Origin of the sequence: Flexivirga alba, assembly GCF_042661025.1 — a bacterium.
Lineage (GTDB): Bacteria > Actinomycetota > Actinomycetes > Actinomycetales > Dermatophilaceae > Flexivirga > Flexivirga alba.
The window spans coordinates 3724862-3748586 of the sequence record NZ_JBHSWH010000001.1 but is presented as its reverse complement, the minus strand read 5'-3'; the positions used below and the strand labels follow the sequence as shown (position 1 = coordinate 3748586).

Below are 23725 nucleotides of genomic sequence, written 5' to 3'. Positions count from 1 at the left end.
TACATGTCAACGCTGGAGATTCGCGACCTGCACGTGTCCGTCGACACCGAGCACGGCAGCAAGGAGATCCTGAAGGGTGTCAACCTGACCGTGAAGTCGGGGGAGACCCACGCGATCATGGGCCCGAACGGCTCGGGGAAGTCGACGCTGGCCTACAGCATCGCCGGACACCCGAAGTACAACGTCACCAGTGGCACGGTCACCCTCGACGGTGAAGACGTCCTGGCGATGAAGGTGGACGAGCGTGCCCGCGCCGGCCTCTTCCTGGCCATGCAGTACCCCGTGGAGGTCCCGGGCGTCACGGTGTCCAACTTCCTGCGCACCGCCAAGACCGCGATCGACGGTGAGGCGCCCAAGCTGCGCACCTGGGTGAAGGACATCAAGCAGTCCATGGCCGCCCTGCGCATGGAAGACGGCTTCGCCGAGCGCGGCGTCAACGAAGGTTTCTCCGGCGGTGAGAAGAAGCGCCACGAGATCCTGCAGCTGGAGCTGCTGAAGCCGAAGATGGCGATCCTCGACGAGACCGACTCCGGCCTGGACGTCGACGCGCTGCGCGTGGTGTCCGAGGGCGTCAACCGGGTGAAGGACAGCACCGACGCGGGCGTACTGCTGATCACGCATTACACGCGGATCCTGCGTTACATCAAGCCTGACTTCGTGCACGTGTTCGTCAACGGCCAGGTCGCCGAGGAAGGCGGCTCCGAGCTGGCCGACCGCCTCGAAGCCGAGGGCTACGACCGCTTCTTGACGCCGAGCGCGTGAGTCGGTCGGGGCGCCATACATTTCGAAACTGATGAGGAGATGACCGGGATGACCGGGTTCGACGTCGAGAAGTTGCGCAGCGACTTCCCGATCCTGCAGCGCACCGTCCGTGACGGGCGGCCGCTGGTCTACCTGGACTCCGGTGCCACCTCTCAGAAACCCCGCGCCGTGCTCGACGCGGAGCGGGCCTTCTACGAGCAGCACAACGCCGCTGCGCACCGCGGAGCGCATCAGCTCGCCGAGGAAGCGACCGAGGCGTTCGAGGGTGCGCGGGAGACCGTTGCTCGCTTCGTGGGCGCGTCGTCCGGCGAAGTCGTCTTCACCAAGAGCGCGACCGAGTCGATCAACCTGGTGGCCTACGCGTTCAGCAACGCTTCAGCGCCGGGAGATCTGGGGATCCCCGGCGCAGACCCCTCAGTGACCGAGCGCTTCCGGATCGGGCCCGGTGACGAGATCGTCACCACCGTGATGGAGCACCACGCCAACCTGGTGCCCTGGCAGGAGCTGGCGCGGCGCACCGGTGCCACGTTGCGCTGGATCGAGGTCACGGGCGACGGTGAGCTGGACATGGTGCAAGCCGACGAGGTCATCGGTGAACGAACGAAGATCGTTGCGTTCGCACATGTTTCGAATGTGCTCGGCACCATCAATCCGGTCCAGGAGCTTGCCCGTAAGGCGCACGCGGTCGGTGCGTTGACCGTGCTCGACGCGTGCCAGTCGGTGCCGCACCTACCGGTCGACTTCGCCTCGCTCGGTGTCGATTTCATGGCGTTCAGCGGTCACAAGATGCTCGGCCCGTATGGCGTGGGTGTTCTCGTGGGCCGTCGTGAGTTGCTCGACGCGATGCCGCCGTTCCTCTACGGCGGCTCGATGATCGAGGTCGTGCGGATGGAGGGCTCGACCTACGCGCCGCCACCGCAGCGTTTCGAAGCCGGCGTGCCCAACGAGTCGCAAGCCGTCGGCCTGGCTGCCGCGTGCGATTACCTGTCCGCGCTCGGGATGGACGCGGTTGCGGCACATGACCGGACGATCACGACAGCCGTGCTCGACGGCCTCGCCAAGCGCCCGTGGGTGCATGTCCAGGGACCGCTCGACGTCGAGAAGCGCACGGGCGCAGTGGCTTTCGTGATCGACGGCGTGCATCCGCACGACGTCGGCCAAGTGCTCGATGACTCCGGAGTCGCGGTCCGCACCGGCCACCACTGTGCGTGGCCGCTGCACCGGGCGAGCCGGATCACCGCCACCACGAGGGCGAGCTTCGGGCCTTACACCACGCTGGACGAGGTGGGCGTGTTTCTCGAGGCGCTCGACCGCGTCCCCGACATCTTCGGGGTGGCCGTCTGATGGACCTCTACCAAGAGCTGATCCTGGATCACTCCAAGAATCCGTCACATGCCGGCCTGCGTGAGCCGTATGACGCACAGGCCCACCACGTCAACACCACCTGCGGTGACGAGGTGACCCTGCGGGTGCACGTGACCGGATCCGGCGACGCGGCGAAGGTCGAGGATGTCTCCTACGACTCCCTCGGCTGTTCGATCTCGGTGGCGTCGGCGTCCGTGCTGGCCGAGGAAGTCATCGGGCACTCGGTCCGCGAGTCGTTGGAGACCTTCGAGGCGATGCGGCACATGTTGACCTCGAAGGGCCAGGACCCGGGCGACGAGGAAATCATCGGCGACGGCGTGGCGTTCTCCGGAGTGTCCAAATACCCTGCGCGCGTGAAGTGCGCACTGCTGCCGTGGGCGGCATACACCGACGCGCTGGTGCAGGCCGGCGTCGACATCAGTTCCATCACCACCAGAAAGGGAGCGTGAGCTTCATGGCTGAAGTTGCCACCCCGCCGAATGTCGCGGACGTCGAGGAAGCGATGCGCGACGTCGTCGACCCCGAGCTCGGCATCAACGTCGTGGACCTCGGGCTGGTCTACGGTATCACCGTCGACTCCGACAACAACGCGGTCATCGACATGACACTGACCTCGGCGGCCTGCCCGCTGACCGACGTCATCGCCGATCAGACGGCAAGTGTTCTCGAAGGACTCGTGGAGTCCCACCGCATCAACTGGGTGTGGATGCCGCCGTGGGGCCCGGACAAGATCACCGATGACGGGCGCGAGCAGCTGCGCGCGCTCGGCTTCAACATCTGATCGGAGCCTCCCTTTCACCGAGAGGACAGGCGACGGCCGAGAGGACAGGCGAAACAGGCCTCAGAACGGCCAATTTGCCTATCCTCTCGGTGATTCGGTGTCCTCTCGGCAAGGAGGGCGTCACCACTGGTGGGCGACGTCGATCACCAGCCGTTGGCCCGTCGGGTCTTGTATGACGAACGCCCGCATGGGCAGCCGTGCGCGTACGCCGAGTCCGAAGGTCGTGTAACCCTCGAACGACGCGACATACGCGACCTGGCGGAACGTTCGGAAGCCGGCGACGTTCGCAGCGTGCCGGGGATCCGCGGGTCGGTAGGTCGGACGTCCCTGCGAGTCCGTTGCCGCCGCGTTGACGTCGATCTGGAGGCGGGCACCGCCGCTGAGCGACACCGGAGTGCCGGACGGCCCCGTGACGGCACTGACGTACCGCACCCGGTAGCCGGTGCTCCGGCCACTGCCGCCGAGATCGAGAACGAGCCGGTCGTAGCACGAGTGCTGACCGGTGCGGGCACCGCGCACGGTGTCCGACGTGAGCGCAGCCGCGACCTTGGTGGCCGAGCCCCAGGTGATGCCGCAGTATGGCGCTGCTTGCGCCTGACCGGAGGCTGCCAGGGGTATGACGGTGGCTGCAGTCAGACCGCACACCGCGAGCGCAGCCTTGCTGCGCATGCCCCGAATGATGGTGTGTGACATGACGTCTTCCTTCCTTCCTGCACACCACGGATTGTGGTGTGCAGGAAGGACGTCCTCGTCATGTCGGAGGTTGCTCCGACGCTCAGAAAAATGTGATGTGACTCACAGTCGTCATTCGACGTTGGCGGCGTCGAACGTGTTACAAGCGTTGAGGCTGCCTTGGTCGTAGCCGATCTTGAACCACTTCTGTCGAGCGGCCGACGACCCATGGGTCCAGGTTTCGGGGGTGACCCGACCCTGTGCCTTCTGCTGGATCCGGTCGTCGCCGACCGCGGCGGCCGCCGACAGTGCCGAGTCGATGTCGGTCGAGCTGATCTTCTTCAGCAGCGGGTCGATCGTCACGCCGTTCTGGCCGTTGCGCGAGCCGTCGGCATACGAGACCCAGATGCCGGCGAAGCAGTCTGCCTGCAACTCGGTGCGCACCGAGCCGGACTCGGCGCCCTGCGGGTCCTGCTGGGCGCGGCCGAGCAGGCCGAGGATGTCCTGGATGTGGTGGCCGTACTCGTGCGCCAGGACGTATTCCTTGGCGAGCTGGCCGCCGTCGGAGCCGTACTGGCTCTGCAACTCCTGGAAGAAGCCGGCGTCGATGTAGACCTGCTTGTCCAACGGGCAGTAGAACGGGCCCATCTCGGTGGTGGCGGTGCCGCAACCGGATTGCATCTGGCCCGCGTAGACCTTGGTGATCGCGGGGGAGTAGTCCTTGTTGGCCGTCTTCGGGAGGTAGACCTTCCAGAAGCCTTCGACGCTCGCGACGGTGCCCTTGATGAGGCAGAGGTCGTTCTTGTTCGCGTCGGCACCGGTCTTGCACGCGTCGAGCTGTTGCTGGATGGCGTCGCCGCTACTGCCACCGCTGCCGCCGGAGTCGATCTGGTTCTGACCATAGGGGTTGGCCTGGCCGCCATTGAGCTGCCCGGCGTAGCCGCCGCTGCCGCCGGAGCCGCCGGTGAGGTCGCCGCCGAACAGGACCATGAGAATCATCACGATCACGCCGCCGACACCGCCGACCGCGATCCCGCCGGGCATCATGCCGCCGCCTCCGCCACCGCCGGAACTGCCTCCGCTGGAGACGTCACCAGTGCCGATGCTGGCGTTGTCATTGAACGTCACGGCCGGTTTCCCTTCGCTGGTCGGTACGACGATTCGTACCTCATCGTCGTCCCTTCCTGTACTGACAGAGCGGACCCGGGACGCCGTAAACGGATTGGGGCGCCCCTGATCCTGGACGTACACTAGCGAGTGAACGGCTTCGGGCGCCTGAAGCACGCGCTGGCTGGACCAGTGCACGCGGCAGGCGCTCTGTCATGTGAGTTGCCGGGAGACACCAACAAGGGCGGGCACCAGCCGTCGGCAGGGAAGGAAAGACGTGATCACCGCACAAGGGATCGAGTTGCGTGCGGGGTCGCGGATCCTCCTGGAGAATGCGACGTTCCGCGTCGCCGCGGGCGATCGGGTCGGCCTGGTCGGCCGTAACGGCGCCGGCAAAACGACCTTGACCAAGGTGCTCGCGGGTGAGGGGCAGGCCGCGGCCGGAACCATCACTTCCTCGGGCGACATCGGCTATCTGCCGCAGGATCCCCGGACCGGAGACCTTGCGATGCTGGCCCGTGACCGCATCCTGTCGGCGCGTGGCCTGGATGTCGTCATACGCGACCTGCGTGCCGCCGAGAAGGCGATGGCCGACGAGAACGACGACAAGCGTGAGCGCGCGATGCGTCGCTACGCCCGGCTGGACGCCGAATTCCTCGGCAAGGGCGGGTATGCCGCCGAGTCCGAGGCGGCGTCGCTTGCGTCGTCGCTCGCCCTGCCGACGCGCATTTTGGACCAGCCGCTGGAAACACTTTCCGGTGGTCAGCGTCGGCGTGTCGAGCTGGCCCGCATCCTCTTCTCCGGAGCCGAGTCGCTGTTGCTCGACGAGCCGACCAACCACTTGGACGCCGACTCGGTCCACTGGCTACGCGACTACCTCAAGACGTATACCGGCGGGCTGATCATCATCAGCCACGACGTCGAAATGCTCGACCAGGTCGTCAACCGCGTGTTCCACCTGGATGCCAACCGTGGGGAGATCGACCAGTACAACGTCGGCTGGAAGACCTACCTGAAGCAGCGCGAGACCGACGAGCGCAGGCGACATCGGGAGCGACAGAACGCCGAGAAGAAGGCCGGTGCCTTGATGGCGCAGGCCGAGAAGATGCGCTACAAGGCCACCAAGGCGACCGCCGCCCAGAACATGATCCGGCGCGCCGAGCGGATGCTCGAGGGCGCCGAGGGCAGTCGGCAGCAGGACAAGGTCGCCAAGCTGCGCTTCCCGACGCCGGCCGCGTCGGGCAAGACGCCTCTCATGGCCGAGGGCTTGTCGCGGTCCTACGGTTCGCTGGAGATCTTCACCGACGTCGACCTGGCGATCGACCGCGGCTCCAAGGTCGTGGTGCTCGGGCTCAACGGTGCAGGCAAGACGACGCTGCTGCGGATCCTCGCCGGCGTCGACCAGCCGGACACCGGTGAGGTGCAGCCCGGGCACGGACTCAAACTCGGCTACTACGCCCAGGAGCATGAGAACCTCGACGTGGATCGCACCGTCCTGGCGAACATGAAGTCGGCAGCGCCTGACCTGGACGAGACCGAGACCCGCAAGGTTCTCGGGTCGTTCCTCTTCAGCGGCGACGACGTCGAGAAGCCGGCACGTGTGTTGTCCGGTGGCGAGAAGACACGGCTTTCCCTTGCGCTGCTTGTGGTTTCGGCCGCGAACGTGCTGCTGCTCGACGAGCCGACCAACAACCTCGACCCGGCATCACGCGCGGAGATCCTCGGTGCGCTGCGCGCCTTCGAGGGCGCCGTCGTGTTGGTCACGCACGACCCGGGAGCCGTTGAGGCGCTCGAGCCGGAGCGAGTCCTGCTGCTCCCGGACGGCGTCGAGGACCTGTGGGGACCGGACTATCAGGATCTGGTCGAGCTGGCCTGAGCCGACTATTTCTGGCGGGCCCGGTGCGCTGCCGCCTTCATGCGGTTCTGGCACCGCGTCGAGCAGAATTGCCGGGTGCCGTTGCGGGAGCTGTCGACATACACGCGGTCACAGCGGTCGGCGGAGCACACGCCGAGCCGGCCGATCTCGTCGACGCCGAGGGCCATCGTCAGGCCGGCGGCGAGGCCGGCAGCCCATCCAGGGCCGAAGTGGTTGCTAGCCCCGTGGAAGTGCAGGTGCCAGGTGCCGTCCGGGTCGGGGTTGAGCTGTGGCCGGGCGCCGGTGCGCCCGAGTAGGTCGTTGGTCAGCTGCGCCGCGCGCGTGATGTCGCCGTCGGATGCCGCCTCGAACACCCGCCTGACGTCGGGCACGATGCCGACCACCACCTGGGCTCCGGCCGACGGCACCGAGGGTGTCCTGCCGTCGAACGTCAGCGCCTCGCCAACCGCCGCGCTCAGCGCCGTCCCGGTCGGGACGACGATCGGCCGTCCCCCGTCGAGACCGGGTGTGAGCCGGTTGACGAGTCGTGATGACGCGGTGAGTAACCGTTCGATGTGACTGTCGAAACGCACTTGACCAGTCACCTCTTTTCTGGTTGTGTTTGTTGTCGTGACTGGTGACAGCATAAACGACAGGTACGGCTCAACGGACCCCCTCGGCGCCTGGCAGTTGCTGTCCCGCGGCGCGAAGGGCTTGTTGGTCGCGCGAATGGTCAATCGGCTGGGCGGTTTCTCGATGGCGTTCCTGGCTGTCCTGCTCACCGAGGAGTTGCACGAGTCGGTTCAGACGGCGGGATTCATCGTCGCCGTCTTCGGTCTGGCGACCATCCCGTCGCGGCTCGCCGGCGGGTGGTTACTCGATGCCATCGGCCCACGGCCGACCATTCTGCTCGGCCTGATCGGTTGTGCGATAACACAATTGGGACTGGCGGCAGCTCACTCCGGCACGATTGCTGTCATCGCCGCGGTCGGGCTGGGGCTGTCCTACGAGCTGATCGAGCCCCCGACGCAGGCGATGATTGCTGCAGAGAGCAACGACGACAACGGGCCGGCGCTCTTCGGTCTGCTTTTCGTGTCGATGACGATCGCCGCGGTCGGCGCGGGTGGCGTCGCGGCGATCGTCGCCGGGTGGGACCTGCGGATGCTCTTCGTCATCGACGCGGTGAGCTGTCTGATGTGTGCTGTGGTGATCCGCGCATATCTGCCGGACCGCGAAGCGCGGCATACGACGAAGACCGCCGCCAGGCCGTGGCGGGACCGGAGGTTCCTCGGTGTGTTTGGTATGTCGACGGTGTTCACCCTCGTCTACATGGTGGTCATCTTCGGTATGCCGCTGACGGTTACTGATCGCCGCCTCGGGTTGTGGGTCATCGGCGTCAACACTGCGCTGTCAGCCGTGGTCGCCGTGCTCGCGCAACCGCTTCTGCGCGTGGACGTCCTCAACCGAGGTGGCGGACACGTCGCAATCGCAGTCGGATTCGTTGGTCTGGCCCTCTCCATCAGCTGCATAGCCGTTGCTCACTCGGCGGTGCTCATCCTGCTGTCCGGGGTCGTGGGTGCTGCTGCCGACGTGCTGTTGATGAGCCACTTCTACGCACAGGTCTCCCGGCTGGCGCCGGAAGGTGCGGCCGGTCGCTACCTGGCGATGTTCGGGATCAGTTGGGGGATAGCGACCTCCGTCGCGCCCCTGATCATCGGTGCCGCACTCACCTTCGGTGACGGTGTGCCCTTGTGGCTCGGGACCGCCGTCGTCGCCCTCGCGCTGGCAGCTGTCGCCCCTCCGATGAGCCGGAGGGTCAACGCTCCCCGGCATACTTCTGCCCTTGCGGTTGTCGGCGATTGACGGGCCGGGCAGGCCCGACCACGCGCGCCCGTAGCGTCAGCCGATCGGGGCCTTGGTCGTCCTGGGCGGGCAGGCGCCTGGCCACTCCGGTGCACCACATATCGCCAGACGGCCACGAGGGGGTGCTGGCAGTACGTGTGATGACAGCCGCTTCCTCACGTGTCGCATGACGCATTGACTGCAGTTGTGTGTGAAAGGTCAATTTCTGGTATTCCGCGCTGTGACGTGTTGTCCGTGGCTGGTTCCGTTGTCTGATCGTGGCTTGCTCGTCCCGTCGCCGGTTGCATCGGAGGTTCCGGCGGTCCGTGCGCGTGTTTCGTTGGCGGTGGCGATGCTCGGCTTCTTCGTCGTATCGCTGGATGCTCAGGTGGTCAATGTCGCGCTGCCGAACATCCGTCTCGATCTAGGTGGCGGCCTGACAGGTCTTCAGTGGGTCGTGACCGGGTACACGCTCAGTTTCTCGGCACTCTTGCTGTTCGCCGGAACATTCTCCGATCGAGTGGGTGCGCGCAGCGCCTACGGGATCGGCATGGTGGTCTTCGTGGTCGCCTCGGCAGCATGCGGTTTTGCGCCCTCGCTTGATCTGCTGGTCGCGGCGCGGATCCTGCAGGGCTTCGGCGCCGCGCTGGTGACACCTACGTCCCTGGCGTTGATCCGCGAGGCGTATGACGACCCACGCCGACGGGCCACGGCGATCGCCTATTGGGCGATGGGTGGATCGGTGGCATTGGCGGCCGGACCGATCCTGGGCGGTGCGCTCGCACAGCTCGATTGGCGGTTCATCTTCTTCCTGAACATGCCCGTCGGCGTGGCAGCGATCTTCGTGCTATCGAGGGTCGGGCCGTCCCCGAGTCGGGTAGCCCGCTTCGACTGGACCGGCCAAGTCTGCGCCGTGCTCGCACTCGCATCGCTGACCTACGCCATCATCGCGGGAGGGGAACTGGGCTACGACAGCACCGCCGTGGTCGCGGCGTTCGTCATCAGCGCATTCGCCTTCGCGAGCTTCCTTGTTGCGGAAGCACGCGGCCGTAACCCGATGGTGCCGCTGGACATGTTCCGCTCTCGCACGGTTAGTATCGCGCTGCTAGCCGCGTCCATCAACATGGTCGGCTTCTACGGCGTCGTGTTTGTCCAAAGCTTGTACTTCCAACAACTGCGCGGCGCCTCACCGCTGCAGACCGGGCTGTTGTTCCTCCCGATGAGTGCCCTGGTCGCGCTGCTCAACCCTGTTGTGGCGCGAACGGTTGGCCGCTTCGGCCGGATCGCGCCCATCCTCGGCGGTCAACTGTGCATGGCAGCTGGCTTGGTGTTGCTCAGCACGGTCCCGGCCAATACACCGACTCTCCTCGTTGCCGTCCTGATGATCCCGGTCGGCGTCGGAGGATCGTTCACTGTCCCGCCGGTTACGTCGCTACTGATCGACAGCGTCCGCCTATCCCGGGCGGGTACCGCGAGCGGCGTGCTCAACACCTTCCGGCAGATGGGCGGCGCGCTCGGCGTCGCCGTCTATGGCGCCGTCATCGCCAGACAGGGTAGCTTCCTGCCCGGCTTGCGTGCCTGCTTGCTGGTCACCGCGGCGCTGCTGGTGGTCACCGCGGCCGTCACCGCGACCCTGCGCCGCACGACCAGGTAGACCAACACGACCAGGTAGACCAACTTGTGCGACTTCAGCCGGGCGTGGCCGCGATGTCGACCGGGTGCGTGGCGGTCCAGCTGGAGAGGACTCGTAGTGCGTCGTCGCTCGCTGAGCCGGTGGGTGCGCTGAACGCGATGAGGCAAAGGCCGGGGTCGGCGGGCAGGTCCATCGCTTCGTAGGACAGGTGTAGTTCGCCGACGACCGGGTGCTGGATGTGTTTGACACCGCTGCGGTGCAGGCGGACGTCGTGGGTGGCCCAGCGTGTCCGGAAGTCGTCGCTGCGGGTAGATAGTTCGCCGACCAGGTCGGTCAGTGCTTTGTCGTAGGGGTCGCGGCCGGCTTCGGTGCGTAGCGTGGCCACGGTGGCGTCTGCGGCTAGCTGCCAGTCGATCAAGAACACTCGGGCGTGCGGGTTGAGGAAGGTGAACCGCGCGAAGTTGGCGGGTTGCGCGGGATCGGTGAACGCTGGTGCGTAGAGAGCACGGGCGAGAGGGTTCGCGGCGAGAACGTCCAGTCGTCCGTTGCGGACGTAGGCGGGCACTTCGCTCATGCCGTCGAGGATGCGGGCCACGCTGGGTCGAACGTGGCGAGCCGCCGGTCGTCCCTGGGGTCGGCGTCCGGGGCTGGCGGCACGGGCGAGATCGAGCAGGTGTTCGCGCTCGGCCTCGTCGAGCTGTAGCGCCCGGGTGAGCGCGTTGAGGACACTCTCGGATGCGCCGGCGAGGTTGCCGCGTTCGAGTTGGGCGTAGTACTCGACACTGACGCCGGCGAGGTCCGCGACCTCGCTGCGGCGCAGACCGGGCACGCGCCGGGCGCGGCCGTAGTGCACCAGGCCGGCCTGTTCGGGGGTGATCTTGGCACGACGGGAGGTGAGGAAGGCCCTGATCTCATCACGTTTGTCCACCCCCCAATCGTAGAAGCTGGCATGGCGGCAAGGGGTGGGCTGGCAGTACACCGCCGAGCAGTGACTTCTTCCGGCAGTTGAGAGCGGGTTACCTAGAACTCGAACAACAACGACAGAGGAGTTTTCTGATGAAGCATGTCTCTTTGGGTGGGCTTGACGTCTCCCGGATCGGTCTCGGGACGATGACGATGGCCGGCACGTACACCAGCGGCGGCGGGCTGGACGACGCGGAGTCGATCCGCGCCATCCATCGCGCCCTCGATTTTGGCGTCACGCACATCGACACTGCCGAGGTGTATGGCCCGTTCCACAGCGAGGAAATTGTCGGCCGAGCGATCAAAGGTCGCCGCGACCAGGTCGTGATCGCCACCAAGTTCGGCCTTGTCTCCCACTCCGGCGGCGGGCCCGGTGTCACCGACAGCAGCCCGGCCAACGTGCGTACCGCCGTGGAGGGCTCGCTGACCCGGTTGGGCACCGACCACATCGACCTGTACTACCAACACCGGGTCGACCCGAACACCCCGATCGAGGACACCATCGGCGCTGTGTCGGAGTTGGTGAACGAGGGCAAGGTCCTGCACATCGGCCTGTCAGAGGCCGGCCCCGCCACGATCCGCCGCGCCCACACTGTCCACCCGCTCACCGCACTGCAAACCGAGTACTCGCTGTGGACCCGCGACCCCGAAGCTGAGCTGCTTCCGCTGTTGCGGCAACTGGGTATCGGCTTTGTCCCGTACTCCCCACTCGGCCACGGTTTCCTCACCGGCCAGATCCGCAGCGTCGATGACATCCCCGACGACGACTGGCGCAAGGACAATCCGCGCTTCATCGGGAAGAACTTCCAACGTAACCTGCGCATCGTTGATGAAGTTCAGGCTGTCGCCGCCGAGGCCGATGCGACACCGGCGCAGGTCGCGCTGGCATGGCTGCTCGCCCAGGGTCATGACATCGCCCCGATCCCCGGCACCCGCCGAGTCGCCCGTGTCCAGGAGAACACGTCCGCCGACAGCATCGAGCTCACCGACAACCACCTCCAACGACTCAACAACCTCACACCGGCGGCAGGGGAACGGCACAGCGAAGCGAGCATGGCTGCCATCGATCGCTGAACTGTTCGCCGCGAGAGCACCGAATCGGCCTTCTCCATCGCCGGGTAAACGCGCCCCGGCATACTTCGCGCCTCGCGGTTGTTGGCGACTGACGGACGGGGCAGGCCCGTCTCCGGAGGAGGACGATGAGCAACTGGCAGGTGATGCACTCGCTGACCCGCGAGTCCACTGACGCGTCGAAGCTGAAACCGGGCACTGCTCGGCGGGTGCTCGGTTACGCACGCCCCTACCGTCGGCCGATCGGCGTCTTCCTGGTGCTGGTTGTGTTCGACGCACTGCTCGTCATCGCAACTCCGTTGATTCTCAAGGAGATCGTCGACAAGGGCGTCGGTGACAAGAACACTTCATTGGTCGTCTGGCTGGCGGTGGCGGCAGGCATTGTGGCGGTCGTCGACTCGGGATTGAGCATCGTCGAACGCTGGTTGTCGGCAACGTTGGGCGAGGGCCTGATCTACGACCTGCGGCGCGAGGTGTTCGGTCACGTGTTGCGCCAGCCGATCGCGTTCTTCACCAGGGCGCAGACCGGTGCGCTCGTGACCCGGCTGAACTCCGACGTCATCGGTGCGCAACAAGCGTTCACGTCGGTGATGTCCAACGTGGTGTCCAACCTGGTGAGTGTGATCGTGATCGTGATCGCGATGGCCACGCTGTCCTGGCAGATCACCCTGGCCGCACTGCTGCTCGTGCCCTTCTTCCTCATCCCGACCCGGATCCTCGGACGCCGCCTGGCCGGTCTCACCCGCGGGCAGATGATGGAGAACGCCGACCTCGGTGCGCGGATGACCGAACGGTTCAACGTCGCCGGTGCCCTGCTGGTCAAGCTCTTCGGTCGTCCTGAGCAGGAGGACAAGGAGTATGGCCAGCGGGCGGCCAAGGTACGCGACTTCGGCATCAGCATCGCCGTGCAGCGGGCGATCTTCCTGGTCGGCCTGACCCTGCTGGCCACGCTGGCCACGGCACTCGTCTACGGGATCGGGGGAGTGATGGCCGTGAACGGCACGCTGACCATCGGCACGTTGCTCGCGCTCGCGGCGCTGCTCGGGCGGCTCTACGCACCGCTGACCCAGCTGTCGAGCGTGCGCGTCGACGTGATGACGGCGTTGATCTCCTTCGAGCGGGTCTTCGAGATCCTGGACCTGAAACCACTTGTCGCCGAGGACCCGCACCCGGTCGACTTGCCGAGTGGTCCGGTCGGCGTGGAGTTCGACGACGTCGTCTTCAGCTATCCCACCGCCGACCAGGTGTCGATCGAGTCCTTGCAGACGGTGCTCACCCGCGACAAAGGTGACGGTTCCACTGTGCTGCAAGGGATTTCGTTCCGCGCGGAGCCTGGTCAGATGATCGCCCTCGTCGGCCCGTCGGGTGCCGGCAAGACGACGACGATCGGCTTGGTGTCGCGTCTCTACGACCCGACCAACGGTGTTGTGCGGATCGGCGGACAGGACCTGCGGAAGGTCAAGGCCGATGCGCTGCGCGACCGGGTCGGTGTCGTGACGCAGGAAGCGCACATGTTCCACGACACCATCCGGGCGAATCTGCTCTACGCCAAACCGGGCGCGTCCGACGCCGACCTGGAGCGCGTGCTGCGCGAGGCGCAGGTCTGGGGTCTGGTCAGCCGGCTGCCCTACGGCCTCGACACGATGGTGGGTGACCGCGGGCATCGCCTGTCCGGCGGAGAGAAGCAACGACTGGCGATCGCCCGGCTGTTGCTGAAGGCACCGTCCGTGGTGGTGTTGGACGAGGCGACCGCGCACCTGGACTCCGAGTCCGAGGCCGCCGTCTCGCGAGCGTTGGACTCGGCGCTGGCCGGTCGCACCTCCCTGGTCATCGCGCACCGGCTGTCCACCATCAGGGACGCCGATCTCATTCTGGTGCTGGACGAGGGCCGGATCGTGCAGCAGGGATCGCACGAGGAACTGCTCGCGGCCGGCGGCACGTATGCCGACCTGTACCACACCCAGTTCCGTGATGGCGCAGCGAAATCGCCGGCGCCCGCCGCCGACTAACCTCAGGCGTATGACGACATCGCAGCTGGTCCACCTGCAGTCCGACGGCGGGATCGCGACCATCACGCTGGACAGCCAGCGCAACCGCAACGCGCTCAGCAGGCAACTCGTGGCAGAGCTGTCGGAGGCGCTGCAGGACGCGGACCAGGACGAAGCAGTCCGGGCGGTGCTGCTGACTGCAGCCGGGACGGTTTTCTGCTCCGGTGCAGACCTGTCCGAGGCGAAGGACGGCGGCATGGAGCAGGGTGCACACGCCCTGGTCGCCCTGCAGCGACAGATCGTGGCCTCGGCGAAGCCTGTCGTCATACGACTGCACGGACCGGTGCGAGCGGGTGGTCTCGGCCTGGTCGGCGCTGCCGACATCGTGATCGCCGCCGACACCGTGACGTTCGCGTTCACCGAGGCCAGGCTCGGCCTCGCGCCGGCGCTCATCTCACTGACGACGCTGCCGCGGATGACGAGCCGGGCCGCCGCTCGGACCTTCCTGACGGCCGAAACCTTCGACGCCGGAGCGGCTGCCGAGATGGGCCTGATCACCGAGGCGGTGCCGGCCGACGAGTTGGACCAGGCGGTCGCTGCCGTGCTGGACCAACTGGTCCAGGCGAGTCCACAGGGCCTGCGCGAGAGCAAGGCGCTGGTCGCGGCTCCGCTACTGGCGAACATCGACGCGCACGGTGTGGAGCTGGCCGAGCGGTCGGCCGCGCTCTTCGGATCGGCCGAGGCGAAGGCCGCGATGGGGGCCTTCTTGGAACGTCGAAGGAAGGCCTGAAGATTTACTCGTCCTCTTCGTCCCAGATGCGGACCTTCTTGGGTTTCTTGGGTTTCGGACCGCGCACGGCTTCCAGCTCTTCCTTGCGGCACTGGTAGAGCATCAGCAGAATGCCGCCGATAGCGGCAGCCCACCACTGCAACGCGTAACTCAGGTTGATCCCGGCATACGTTCCTGGCGTCGGCTTCGGCAGTGGGGCGAGACCGTGCGTGGTCGCCGCAGCGGCCGGCATCTCCGAACGCATCAACACATAGCCGCCGGTCAACAGGGACTGGTTGGTCCGCGTCGCGATCGTGTTCAGATTGATCGACGACACCTGGCCCGGAACCCGCTTGTTGTCGGTCGCGGGTTCGCCCGGCTTGAGCCACCCGACGACCGTCACGGTGCCGCTCGGCGTCGGGGGGACCGCTGTCGGCGCCGCGGCAGTGCGGCCGTTGTCCAACCAGCCTCGGTCGACCAGCACCGTCGGTCCGTCCGCCTGCTGGAACGGTATGACGAGCTCGTAACCGAAGACACCGTCGTTCGGCCGGTTACGCACCAGCAGGAGATTCGCTGCCTGGTAGTGCCCGACGAGTTTGACCTGTCGCCAGGTGTCATCAGCCGATAATTTCGTGTCCTTGTCGGGCAGGATCGACGTGACCGCAACGGGTTTGGCGTTGTAGTTGTCCGTGAGCTGGTGCTGGGACAACGACTTCGCTTCGTAGCGGTGCCACTGCCACCGACCGAGGAAGACGGACGCCGCGGCCCAGATGAGGGCAACCAACAACCAGGTCAACCAGCGTCGGGTAAGTAGCCTGCGGAGCACCCCCAGACCGTAACTGGCCTACTCTGGAGTCCTATGACCAGCCTCGACAAGACCGGCGCAGGCCTGCCGGACACTTTCGGTCGTGTGGCCACCGATTTGCGTGTGTCACTGACCGATCGATGCAACCTGCGCTGCACCTACTGCATGCCCGCCGAAGGCCTGGACTGGTTGCCGCGACCGGAGATGCTCACGGACGACGAACTCGTGCGCATCGTCGACATCTTCACCCAGCTCGGAGTGCGTTCGATCCGACTCACCGGCGGCGAGCCGCTGTTGCGGCGCGGGCTGCCCGGAGTGGTCCGTAGATTTGCGTCGCTCGAGCACGCTCCGCGAATTGCGATGACCACCAACGGGATTGGCCTGGATCGCCTGGCACAGCCGCTCGCCGAGGCGGGCCTCGAGCGGATCAACGTCTCGCTGGACACCGTCGACCCGGGCCGTTTCCAGGTGCTGACCCGGCGGGATCGCTTCGCCGACGTCGAGCGCGGCATCAAGGCCGCTCAGGACGCCGGACTGAAGCCGGTCAAGATCAATGCGGTGGCGATGCACGACCCGGAGGGCAAGGACAACCCTGCCGACCTGTTGCAGTGGTGCCTCGACCGCGGCCTGGAGCTGCGCTTCATCGAGCAGATGCCGCTGGATGCCGGACACACCTGGGAACGCCAGACGATGCTGACCGGGCGTGAGTTGCGCGAGCGGTTGGGGGAGCGCTTCACGCTCACCGAGATGCCGGACGGCACACGCGGCAGCGCCCCTGCGGAGCTGTTCCTGGTCGACGGTGGCCCTGCCACGGTCGGCCTGATCGCGAGCGTCACGGCGCCGTTCTGCGCCGCCTGTGACCGCGTGCGGCTCACCGCCGACGGTCAGGTCCGCAACTGCCTGTTCGCTCGGGACGAGGGTGACCTGCGCGGTCCGTTGCGGTCGGGTGCGAGCGACGACGAGCTGGCTGACGTCATACGAGGAACGATGCTGGCGAAGCGACGGGGCCACGGCATCGGCGAACCCAATTTCCAACAACCCGACCGGCCCATGTCGTCGATCGGCGGATGAACACGCTCGACTACTCGCTCGGCGGTAGCTCGTCGATCGGCTTGATCTCCAACGGAAAGCCGCGGAAGCTCAGGAACTCCGACAGGGTCGTGCGGTGCTCGTCGCAGGCCAGCCAGGTCTTGTGCCGGTCCTCGTCGTGGATCTTCGGGTTGCGCCATACCAACGCGTATGACGCGTCGCGGCGACAACCCTTCGCACTGCACTGAGTGGGCTGGTCGGGCTCCGCTCCGGGAAGCCTCACGTGTGGTTGTGCAGCTGGCGGCGCTGGTCGGTGACCACACCACGTCCGCGCACCCGCTGGCGCTTCTGGTTGGCGGCGTTGGCGCCGATGACGGCGATCTCGGGCAGCAGCACCGCTAGCCCGACACACACCCAGCGTGCTGGACCCTCGAGGACGTAGGCGAGCACGAACGCGAGCGTGCGGATGCCCATCGCGATGGCGTAGTTGCGCATCCGGGTGTCGAGGTCGTGCTTGCCCGGCAGCGGCAGATCGGTTGCCGACTGCACTGAGGGATGTTCATTCCGGACGGGCACAACTCCAGTCTAGGCGTGTCGCCGTGACACGCCGTGCGCGCTACCGCCTGGTAGTCCAATAGCCTGTGCATCCGGGTCCGTCCGGGCCACTTCAGGACCGAGCTAGGAGAGCGTCAAATGCCGCAGCACGTGTTGATCACCGGGGAAACCGAGGTATCGGCCGGGCGATCGCGGAGGCATTCGTGGCGGCGGGTGACGACGTGGTCGTGACCTCTCGCAGTGGCACCGACGGGCCTGACGGCGCGACCACCGTTGCCTGCGACGTCACGGACACGGCTTCGGTGGATGCAGCCTTCACCGCCGCCGAGGAGCACTTCGGCGGACCGGTGGAGGTCGTCGTCGCCAACGCCGGGATAACCCACGACACCTTGTTGATGCGTATGACGGACGACGACTTCGACAGCGTGGTGGACACGAACCTGGCCGGGGCGTTCCGCTGCGCACGCCGTGCGACGAAGGGGATGATTCGTCGCAAGGGCGGCCGGATCATCTTTGTTTCCAGTGTTGTCGGACTGCTCGGCGGTCCGGGCCAGGTCAACTACGCCGCGTCCAAAGCCGGTCTGGTCGGTATGGCGCGCTCCATCGCCCGCGAGCTCGGCAAGAAGGCGATCACCGCGAACGTCGTTGCACCGGGCTTCATCGACACCGATATGACGCGTGCGCTGCCCGAGGCACAACGCAAGGCGTATGTCGACTCGATCCCGGCCGCTCGGATGGCGGAGCCCGACGAGGTGGCGCAGGTGGTGCGGTTCCTGGCCAGCGACGTCGCGGGCTACATCAACGGCGCCGTGATCCCGGTCGACGGCGGCCTGGGCATGGGGCACTGAGCGCCATACACCTGAGACAGATATCCAATACCGAAACAAGGGAGTCGACGTGGCAGGCATCGTCGAAGGCAAGCGACTGTTGATCACCGGGATCACGATGGAGTCCTCCATCGCGTTCCACGTGGCGAGGATCGCCCAGGAGCAGGGCGCCGAGGTCGTGATCACGTCGTTCGGGCGGGTCATGCGCATCACCCAGACGATCAGTAAGAGGCTGCCGAAACAACCGGAGCTGCTCGAGCTGGACGTCACGAACAACGATGACCTCGACAGTCTCGCCGACCGGCTCAAGGCAGCCGGCTTCGACTCACTGGACGGGGTGCTGCACTCGATCGGTTTCGCGCCGCCCGGAGCGTTCGACTTCATGGGGGGCACCTGGGAGGACGCCTCAGTAGCGTTGCAGGCTTCGGCATACTCGCTGAAATCCCTTGCGGTTGCTGCGCTTCCGTTGATGACCGCGGGTTCGTCGCTGGTCGGGCTGACCTTCGACGCGAAGTTCGCCTGGCCGGTCTACGACTGGATGGGTGTCGCGAAAGCTGCCTTCGAGTCGACCAATCGCTACCTCGCGCGTGATCTCGGACCCAAGCAGGTCCGTTCGAATCTGGTGTCCGCCGGACCGATCCGGACGACGGCCGCAAAATCGATCCCCGGGTTCGAGCAGTTCGAGCAGGTGTGGGGCGAGCGCGCGCCGTTGGGCTGGGACATCACCGATCCGACACCCGCCGCGCAGGCCTGCGTCGCGCTGCTGTCCGACTGGTTCCCGGCGACCACCGGCGAGATCGTGCACGTCGACGGCGGCGTGCACGCGATGGGTCAGTAGCTCACTAATATTTCGGTATGACTTCGTTGGAGGACGCCACGGTCGTCGGGGCGCGGATTCTGCGCGGCCCGAACCTCTACTTCACCCGGCCGGCGGCCAAGATCACGCTGCGCCTTCCGGCATACCTCAACGCCGAGTCAGCACAACTTAAGTCGCTCGTCGGCGAGATGGCGGTGCGGGCGCGCGACACCGGTCGGCCGGGCAGCGAAGCGCGTCGCGGGGTCGTGCTGCGCGTCGTCGAGCGAGCAGTGCGGCTGCTGATGCGCGAGGCCGGTGTGGTGCGCGTCGGAGTGCGGGTACGTCCCGGAGAAGTCCTGGACGAAGTAATCGTCGTCATCGCGCTGAACAACGCGGGGCGTGCCCAGGCGGTCGCTGACGTCATCGGCACGTTGCTGAGCGACCTGCTCGGCCCCGAGCCGGTCGCGGATGCCTTTGCGCGCGCCGGTGCGCACGTGCGTGCTCAGCCGCCCGGTGAACGCGTGCGTGCGCTGCGACCGAAGGTCCCCGTGGTTGCGGTGACCGGCACGAACGGCAAGACGACAACGACGCGGCTGATCGCCCACCTCGGTATGACGGCGGGCCGGCGCACGGGTTGGAGTTCGACCGATGGCGTGTTGGTGCAGGGCGAGGTTGTCGAGAAGGGTGATTACTCCGGCCCGGGCGGCGCGCGGGCTGTGCTCGAGGCACCGGGTGTGCAGTTCGGTGTTCTGGAGACCGCGCGTGGCGGCATGCTGTGGAGAGGCCTGGGCACGGCATACAACGACGTGAGCGTCGTGACCAACGTGAGCGCAGATCACTTGGGAATGGACGGGATTGACACTCTCGACCAACTCGCCGAGGTCAAGGCGATCATCACCAAGGTCACCAAGCCCAAGGGTTGGGTCGTCCTCAACGGCGACGATCCTCGGGTGTGGACCATGCGCTCGGTCGCGAGCGGGCGGCCGTGGTGCTTCAGCCTCGATCCCGAGTCGCCATCGCTGCGTGAGGCGCTCGATGCGCACGGTCGGGGGATCACCGTCCTGGACGGCGACATCGCGGTGTTGCACCCGGGGGCGTCACCGGACCGGCTGGTCAGTCTGGTGGACGTGCCAATGACGCTGTCCGGCCTGTCGGAGCACAACATCGCGAATGCGTTGGCGGGAGCGGCGGCCGGGCTGGGTGCCGGCTTGCCGCGGGAGGCCGTGGTCGAGGGACTGCGTACCTTCACGCCTGACCACCGGCTGAATCCGGGGCGGATGAACATCTATTCGGCCTTGTTGCCGCAGGGCGGGACGGCCACGGTAGTGCTCGACATGGCACACAACGAGGCCGGGCTGGAGGCACTGCTTCGTGTTGGGCGTGGACTGGTCCGGCCCGGATCGCAGCTGCAGCTCGGGCTCGGCACCGGCGGAGACCGCACGGACGAGATCCTGGTGCGGCTGGGGGAGATGGCCGGCCTGGGCGCCGACCGGGTGCAGATCCAGCACAAGGAGCACTACCTGCGTGGGCGGTCCATGGAGGAGCTGGAAAGGCTTCTACGAGAAGGGCTTTCGCACGTCGGCGTGCTGCCGACCGCGTCATGGCCGGACGAATTCAGCGGGCTGACCGGCCTGTTGACGGCGGCGCACGACGGTGACGTGCTGGCCCTGATGACGCATTCGCACTGGGCGCAACTGCACAAGTGGCTGATGGGGCACGGCGCGACTTCGGACAACGCTTCCGTCATACGACGGAAGGCTGTGGTCGCTCGTGGCGAGCACGAAGCCGAGGCAGAGATCGCGGCGCTGTGGTCGCTCGAGGACGACGCTGCCCGCATCGAGGCGGCTTTTGCGCTGCAGCAACGGTTTCCGAAGGATGGCCGGGTCCTCTACGAGTTGGCGGGCGCACATGATTCCGCGGGTCGTGAGGCGGAGGCGTTGGAGTGGTACGCCAAGGCGTCGGCGCTGCGTCTCGATGAGCCGTACCGACACCGGGCGCAGCTCCAGCAAGCTTCGACGTTGCGGCACCTCGGCAAGTTGGAGGAGTCCCTCGCCATACTCGACCGACTGGCTGCGGACTACCCGGACAACAGCGCCGTCGTGCTCTTCCGTGCGTTGACGCTGCACGACCTCGGTCGCGATGCCGAGGCATTGCGAGCGGCAGCAACGCAATTGGTGGAGACGAGTGCCGAGCCGGACGTGCAGCGCTACCTGAACTCGCTGACGCGGTTCACAAGCGCGATCGATCAATAGGGGAATCGACGCTCGGACAGTCCGGGTTGGTGAGCAGGGAGCGCAACGCGGACCGGTGTATCGCGACGGCCTGCGGGTCGAGTGCCGCGAGGTACGAGCGGTGTATCGAGACCCGGGGCCGTGCTCGCGGCCTCCTCGGAAACTGGTGTGGCTGTTGTGGTTTCGGCGGAAGGGGTTGTCGGTGGTCGGGTTTAAACTCGAACACAGATAGTAACCAGTGATGGACGGGCAGGGGTGGTCGGTGATGGTGTTCCAGGGGGCGGCCGGGTGGTGGATCTGTCTGGTGTGCCGGCCCCGGTGGCGGACGCGCTGGCCATCTTGGTCGCCGAGGTTTGCCAGCATGGCGGTGGCGGTGCGGTGACTCGGGTGGAGCGGGTGTCGCGGGAGCACCTGGGTGACGTGGTGCAGGCGGCGGAGGCTGTGAAGGGGTTCGCCGAGGCAGCATTGTTGGATGCGACGTCGGCGTTGGTGGAGGACGTGGCGGTGGATCATGGTGTGCCGGTTGATGATCCGCGGTATGCGGCGAAGGTGGCGGTGCACCGTAAGGGTGCGTGTCGGGCGGTGGTGCATGAGGTGCAGTTGTTGACGGGGTCGACGTTGACGGCGGCCCGGGACCGGGTCCGGTTCGCGACCGCGCTGCCGGCGCGGGTGGGTGGGGCGCACGAGTTGCTGCGGGCTGGTGGCTGCAGTTGGGAGCGCGCTCGGATTGCGTATGCCGAGACGGCGCACCTGGATCCGGTGTTGGCCGGGCAGCTGATTGACCGGTTGCTGGCACCACCGGAACGCACTGTCGCCGAGGACGGGTCGGGGTCGGTGCCGTTGTCGCATAGTGGGTTCCGGGCGCGGGTCCGGCGGCAGTTGGCGTTGGTGGAGGGTGCTGCCGCGGACCGTAAACGTCGGCACGAGGATGCGATGGAGCGCCGGGACGGTTGCACCTTCCCCGGCCGGGACGGGACCGCGACCTTTCAGGCGACGGGAGACGCGGCGCGGGTGTTCGCGGCGCAGCAGCGTCTGACGGAGATGGCGAAGGCGGCCCGGGCGGGCGGTGATCCGCGGACGTTGGCGCAGTTGCGTGCCGATATCGCCGTCGATCTGTTGATCGGTGGCACGGTCGCCGGTCATGAGTTCTTGGGGGATGCGCCGGCGGGCCGGTTGCAGGTGATCGTCCACCTGGCCAGCATCTTGCCGGAGGATCTGGTGGCCGAGTACACCGCGGGCAGCCGAGGTGCGGCTGCGGCGGGCGGTACTTCATCGGAAGCCGCCGGTGCTGGTGCGGCGTTCGGTGTCGGGGAGGTGCCGGGGCTGGGGTTCTTGTCGCCGGAGCAGGTCCGGGAGGTCGCCGTCCGGGCGGGGTCGACGTGGGCGCGGCTGGTGACGGACCCGGTGACCGGTGAGGTAATGGACGCGGCGAGCACGTATCGGGTGCCGGCCGGGATGGGCCGGTTGGTCAAGGGTCGTGATCACCGGTGTCGGGCGCCGGGGGACTGCGGGGTGTCCGCGGCGGACTGCGATGTGGATCATGACACCGAGTACCGGGCGGGGGCGACCGAACCTGTTGAGGGGGCGACACATCCGGACAATCTGCACCTGATGCATCGGGGGCATCACAATGCGAAGACCGGCCGGTTCTGGTCCAGTCAGCAACACAGCGATGCGTCGATTACGTGGCAGACGCTGACCAGACGGTTGCGGACGAGCGTGTTCGATCATCACCGGCCAGGTGATCAGTGTCCGCCGAGGCCCAGCCGGGTGGAGCAGCAGTTCGGGATCCGGTTGGCGCTGTGTCGTGAGCATGACGTGATCCCGAACGTGTTCACCGACCTGGAGGACCTGCACCTACTGGCCGACCACGACCAGCGCCATGACCTTGACGACAGCCGGGACCGAGACGAGGGCCAGGAGCACGACAAGAAGGGATGTCGTCAGCCTCGGGGGCGGATGCAGTTCTACCCGCCGTCACGCGACATCCGCATCGAGTTCCCCGAACCACCGCCACCGTTCTGAGCGCGCCGCTCTGAGATTGTTGATGTGTGGTCTCTGAACTCGCCCTCATTCGTCCGGCGTCACGGACCGATCCCGTCGCGCTTCACTCGATCCGGAGCGATTGGGAGCTATGGCTACTCGAGCGCGGCGTTGAGCAGTGGGGAGTCGGCGAGGTGTCAATTCACGACATCGCTACTCAGATCAGCGACGGTGAGTGGTTCGTCGGCATTGGCCCGTCAGGCACTCTGATCGGTGGGATGCGGTACCTGACCGCAGATCACGATGTATGGCCCGACGCTGCAGACGGCGCGCGGTACATCCATGGGTTGATGGTTGATCGCGTGCTGGCCGCTCCGGGATCTGGTGCTCTTTTATTGTCGTGGGCGGAGGCGCGCGCGATTGACGAAAAGGTACGGACGATGCGGCTGGATTGTGTCGAGTCGAACCAGCGCCTGCGCAGCTTCTACCGGAACCAGGGCTACCGCGAGATCGGGAGACGTGATTTCGATGGGCCATGGTTCAGCGCAACGCTATTCGAGAAGACGTTGCTCGCCGGACGTTAGTCGGCGGTGGTGACGAGGAGAGGGCCGCGCACACTCAGCCGGCCGGGCGCGGTCCGCTGGATCGGTGAGCAAGTGGGCGACCCGGTGATAAAGGTGAGGTGTGGGGT

General features: G+C 66.6%; 23 protein-coding genes. 16 read left to right on the top strand and 7 right to left on the bottom strand.

Translation table 11 applies throughout. The annotated features are described in order from the left end of the window. Window positions 1-3 precede the first annotated feature (3 nt). The 4 genes from sufC to ACFQDH_RS18565 are packed head-to-tail and all read left to right on the top strand — an operon-like array spanning window position 4 to window position 2908. Window positions 4-762, top strand: a complete 759-nt coding sequence (gene sufC, locus ACFQDH_RS18580; RefSeq protein ID WP_382403876.1) for a Fe-S cluster assembly ATPase SufC — start codon at window positions 4-6, stop codon at window positions 760-762. A 39-nt stretch (window positions 763-801) separates the two neighbouring features. Beyond that, on the top strand, window positions 802-2106 hold the full coding sequence (locus ACFQDH_RS18575; RefSeq protein ID WP_382403875.1) for an aminotransferase class V-fold PLP-dependent enzyme: 1305 nt from the start codon (window positions 802-804) through the stop codon (window positions 2104-2106). After that, window positions 2106-2576 (top strand): Fe-S cluster assembly sulfur transfer protein SufU, encoded by a 471-nt coding sequence (sufU, locus tag ACFQDH_RS18570; RefSeq protein ID WP_382403874.1) that lies wholly within the window; start codon window positions 2106-2108, stop codon window positions 2574-2576. Before ACFQDH_RS18575 ends, sufU begins: the two co-directional genes overlap by 1 nt. A 5-nt stretch (window positions 2577-2581) precedes the next feature. Continuing rightward, a complete protein-coding gene (locus ACFQDH_RS18565; RefSeq protein ID WP_382403873.1) occupies window positions 2582-2908 on the top strand; it encodes a metal-sulfur cluster assembly factor in 327 nt (108 codons plus the stop codon). Between the two features lie 120 nt (window positions 2909-3028). On the opposite strand, the gene ACFQDH_RS18560 is transcribed toward ACFQDH_RS18565, so the two are convergent. Next, window positions 3029-3601, bottom strand: a complete 573-nt coding sequence (locus tag ACFQDH_RS18560) for an AMIN-like domain-containing (lipo)protein (protein WP_382403872.1) — start codon at window positions 3599-3601, stop codon at window positions 3029-3031. 111 nt (window positions 3602-3712) lie between these two features. After that, on the bottom strand, window positions 3713-4708 hold the full coding sequence (gene ypfJ / locus ACFQDH_RS18555) for a KPN_02809 family neutral zinc metallopeptidase (RefSeq protein ID WP_382403871.1): 996 nt from the start codon (window positions 4706-4708) through the stop codon (window positions 3713-3715). Between the two features lie 256 nt (window positions 4709-4964). On the opposite strand from ypfJ, the gene ACFQDH_RS18550 reads away from it, so the two are divergent. Beyond that, window positions 4965-6563 carry an ABC-F family ATP-binding cassette domain-containing protein gene (locus ACFQDH_RS18550; protein WP_382403869.1) on the top strand — a complete coding sequence of 533 codons (1599 nt, stop codon included), beginning with the start codon at window positions 4965-4967 and terminating at the stop codon, window positions 6561-6563. A gap of 5 nt (window positions 6564-6568) precedes the next feature. On the opposite strand, the gene ACFQDH_RS18545 is transcribed toward ACFQDH_RS18550, so the two are convergent. Beyond that, on the bottom strand, window positions 6569-7135 hold the full coding sequence (locus tag ACFQDH_RS18545; RefSeq protein WP_382403868.1) for a CGNR zinc finger domain-containing protein: 567 nt from the start codon (window positions 7133-7135) through the stop codon (window positions 6569-6571). 37 nt (window positions 7136-7172) lie between these two features. Between ACFQDH_RS18545 and ACFQDH_RS18540 the strand changes: the two genes are divergently transcribed. Further along, window positions 7173-8405: an MFS transporter gene (locus ACFQDH_RS18540; protein ID WP_382403867.1), complete on the top strand. Its 1233-nt coding sequence runs from the start codon at window positions 7173-7175 to the stop codon at window positions 8403-8405. 247 nt (window positions 8406-8652) lie between these two features. Beyond that, the gene (locus ACFQDH_RS18535) at window positions 8653-10038 is read left to right on the top strand and encodes an MFS transporter (RefSeq protein ID WP_382403866.1); all 1386 of its coding nucleotides are present in this window, start codon (window positions 8653-8655) and stop codon (window positions 10036-10038) included. A 34-nt stretch (window positions 10039-10072) separates the two neighbouring features. Here the strand turns inward: ACFQDH_RS18535 and ACFQDH_RS18530 are convergent, their stop codons facing one another. Continuing rightward, on the bottom strand, window positions 10073-10945 hold the full coding sequence (locus tag ACFQDH_RS18530) for a helix-turn-helix domain-containing protein (RefSeq protein WP_382403865.1): 873 nt from the start codon (window positions 10943-10945) through the stop codon (window positions 10073-10075). Window positions 10946-11073: 128 nt separating this feature from the next. Between ACFQDH_RS18530 and ACFQDH_RS18525 the strand changes: the two genes are divergently transcribed. The 3 genes from ACFQDH_RS18525 (at window position 11074) to ACFQDH_RS18515 (ending at window position 14829) form a co-directional block, all read left to right on the top strand. Further along, a complete protein-coding gene (locus ACFQDH_RS18525) occupies window positions 11074-12054 on the top strand; it encodes an aldo/keto reductase (protein WP_382403864.1) in 981 nt (326 codons plus the stop codon). 125 nt (window positions 12055-12179) lie between these two features. Beyond that, window positions 12180-14060, top strand: a complete 1881-nt coding sequence (locus tag ACFQDH_RS18520) for an ABC transporter ATP-binding protein (RefSeq protein WP_382403863.1) — start codon at window positions 12180-12182, stop codon at window positions 14058-14060. Window positions 14061-14070: 10 nt separating this feature from the next. Beyond that, window positions 14071-14829: an enoyl-CoA hydratase family protein gene (locus tag ACFQDH_RS18515; RefSeq protein WP_382403862.1), complete on the top strand. Its 759-nt coding sequence runs from the start codon at window positions 14071-14073 to the stop codon at window positions 14827-14829. Window positions 14830-14833: 4 nt separating this feature from the next. On the opposite strand, the gene ACFQDH_RS18510 is transcribed toward ACFQDH_RS18515, so the two are convergent. Beyond that, window positions 14834-15604: an SURF1 family cytochrome oxidase biogenesis protein gene (locus ACFQDH_RS18510; protein ID WP_382403861.1), complete on the bottom strand. Its 771-nt coding sequence runs from the start codon at window positions 15602-15604 to the stop codon at window positions 14834-14836. 63 nt (window positions 15605-15667) lie between these two features. Between ACFQDH_RS18510 and moaA the strand changes: the two genes are divergently transcribed. Beyond that, window positions 15668-16684: a GTP 3',8-cyclase MoaA gene (gene moaA / locus ACFQDH_RS18505; RefSeq protein ID WP_382403860.1), complete on the top strand. Its 1017-nt coding sequence runs from the start codon at window positions 15668-15670 to the stop codon at window positions 16682-16684. Between the two features lie 10 nt (window positions 16685-16694). Here the strand turns inward: moaA and ACFQDH_RS18500 are convergent, their stop codons facing one another. Beyond that, complete coding sequence (locus tag ACFQDH_RS18500) at window positions 16695-16925, bottom strand: hypothetical protein (RefSeq protein WP_382403859.1); 231 nt, start codon at window positions 16923-16925, stop codon at window positions 16695-16697. Then, window positions 16922-17191, bottom strand: a complete 270-nt coding sequence (locus ACFQDH_RS18495; RefSeq protein ID WP_382403858.1) for a DUF3099 domain-containing protein — start codon at window positions 17189-17191, stop codon at window positions 16922-16924. Before ACFQDH_RS18495 ends, ACFQDH_RS18500 begins: the two co-directional genes overlap by 4 nt. A 182-nt stretch (window positions 17192-17373) precedes the next feature. Between ACFQDH_RS18495 and fabG the strand changes: the two genes are divergently transcribed. The 5 genes from fabG to ACFQDH_RS18470 all read left to right on the top strand — a co-directional run bounded on the left by fabG (window position 17374) and on the right by ACFQDH_RS18470 (window position 23618). Next, a complete protein-coding gene (fabG, locus tag ACFQDH_RS18490; RefSeq protein ID WP_382404900.1) occupies window positions 17374-18045 on the top strand; it encodes a 3-oxoacyl-ACP reductase FabG in 672 nt (223 codons plus the stop codon). 49 nt (window positions 18046-18094) lie between these two features. Next, window positions 18095-18862 (top strand): enoyl-ACP reductase FabI, encoded by a 768-nt coding sequence (fabI, locus tag ACFQDH_RS18485; protein ID WP_382403856.1) that lies wholly within the window; start codon window positions 18095-18097, stop codon window positions 18860-18862. Window positions 18863-18879: 17 nt separating this feature from the next. Then, the gene (locus ACFQDH_RS18480; RefSeq protein WP_382403855.1) at window positions 18880-21072 is read left to right on the top strand and encodes a tetratricopeptide repeat protein; all 2193 of its coding nucleotides are present in this window, start codon (window positions 18880-18882) and stop codon (window positions 21070-21072) included. A gap of 267 nt (window positions 21073-21339) precedes the next feature. Continuing rightward, window positions 21340-23076, top strand: coding sequence for an HNH endonuclease signature motif containing protein (locus tag ACFQDH_RS18475; RefSeq protein ID WP_382403854.1), 1737 nt, complete (start codon window positions 21340-21342; stop codon window positions 23074-23076). Between the two features lie 26 nt (window positions 23077-23102). After that, the gene (locus tag ACFQDH_RS18470) at window positions 23103-23618 is read left to right on the top strand and encodes a GNAT family N-acetyltransferase (protein WP_382403853.1); all 516 of its coding nucleotides are present in this window, start codon (window positions 23103-23105) and stop codon (window positions 23616-23618) included. Window positions 23619-23725: the final 107 nt, after the last annotated feature.